The sequence below is a fragment of the Synechococcus sp. R8-2 genome (assembly GCF_047461715.1).
GTDB lineage: Bacteria > Cyanobacteriota > Cyanobacteriia > Thermostichales > Thermostichaceae > Thermostichus.
In genome coordinates this window covers 1-1,303 of the sequence record NZ_JANSHQ010000275.1, presented here as the reverse complement: position 1 = coordinate 1,303, position 1,303 = coordinate 1, and the positions used below count along the sequence as shown (strand labels likewise).

The following is a 1,303-nucleotide window of genomic DNA, read 5'->3' as shown; positions in this document are numbered from 1 at the left end:
CTCCGTCCCGCTGACGCGACCGACAGGCCGAGACATACCCTTGGTTTTCGCGTGCGGTTCCTCTGGATTTTGTTTTTCTCGAAGACGACCGGAACTGCTTTTGGGCATGGGTTGCAGCTTTTTCACACCACTCCGAGCCTAAGTTTAGCAATCCTCGCGGAAGTGCCCACTGCCGGCGTTGGGGAATGCCTGTGCTGCCAATTTCCCAGTCACAGGTATCGGGTTGCCCGAATAAGGCAAGGACTCCGTCCCCCTAACGCGAACAGCAAAACATTTCGTTTGGCTCACGTTCTTTGATTGCCGTCTTTACAGCTTCAGGGATCCCATCATCAATTCAACAAATCCAGCCACAGATAACCTCACATTGATATCCCATTGATAACGGACTTTGGCGTGATAGACAGGGTTGTAGGCGGGTGTATAAAGCCTAGGGAGTTGCTGCAATTTTGGCGGTCTGCTCTACAGTGGGATAGAGACAACTGAGATACCACACGCGAATGTTGGCCGAATGTTGGCAAGGATACCCACCTGGCTGCGGGGAGTCAGCTATGCCATCTATGGTTTTCTCTACCTGCCAATTCTGCTTATTGCGGTCTATTCCTTTAACCGCGCCCGCTTTGGTCTGGTATGGACGGGCTTTACCTTCGATTGGTACCTTTCCCTGTTTCAGAATGCCCTGGTCTGGCAGGCCACGCAAAATACCCTCGTCCTGGCGTTGGTCAGCACGCTGGTCAGCACGCTGCTGGGATCCCTGCTGGGCTATGGGCTGTATCGCTATCGCTTCCCCGGTAAAAAGATCCTGCAGGGGCTGATGCTGTTGCCGGTGATCGTCCCCGATATTGTGATGGCCATCGCGCTGCTGCTGTTCTACCAGTTTGTGCGCTTTTACACGGGCCTCTTTGAGCTGGGCTTGGGGACGATGATCTTGGCCCACATTACGTTTCAGATTGCTTTTGTGGCTATTGTGGTGCGCAGCCGTCTCCAACTTTTGGATCCCGCCCTGGAAGAAGCAGCCTATGACCTCTATGCCAACACCTGGCAAAAGCTACGCTATGTCACCTTGCCCTTGGCCATGCCAGGGATCCAAGCTGCCGCTTTGCTGGCTTTTACCCTTTCGATAGATGATTTTGTCATCTCCTTTTTTACCAGTGGGCCGGAGAGCCTGACCTTGCCAATTTTGATCTACAGCACGGCGCGACGAGGAGTTACCCCGGAAATCAATGCCCTCTCCACCTTGATCATTCTGGTTACCTTGATCTTGGTCGTGGGCTTCCCCCTGCGGAGTGCTCCGCACCGCTGACGC

General features: G+C 53.9%; 1 protein-coding gene. It reads left to right on the top strand.

Annotated elements, in window-relative coordinates; translation table 11 throughout:
- Positions 1–508 precede the first annotated feature (508 nt).
- Entirely contained in the window at positions 509–1,300 is a 792-nt protein-coding gene (locus tag NW819_RS07200; protein ID WP_414413339.1) for an ABC transporter permease, read from the top strand.
- Positions 1,301–1,303 lie beyond the last annotated feature (3 nt).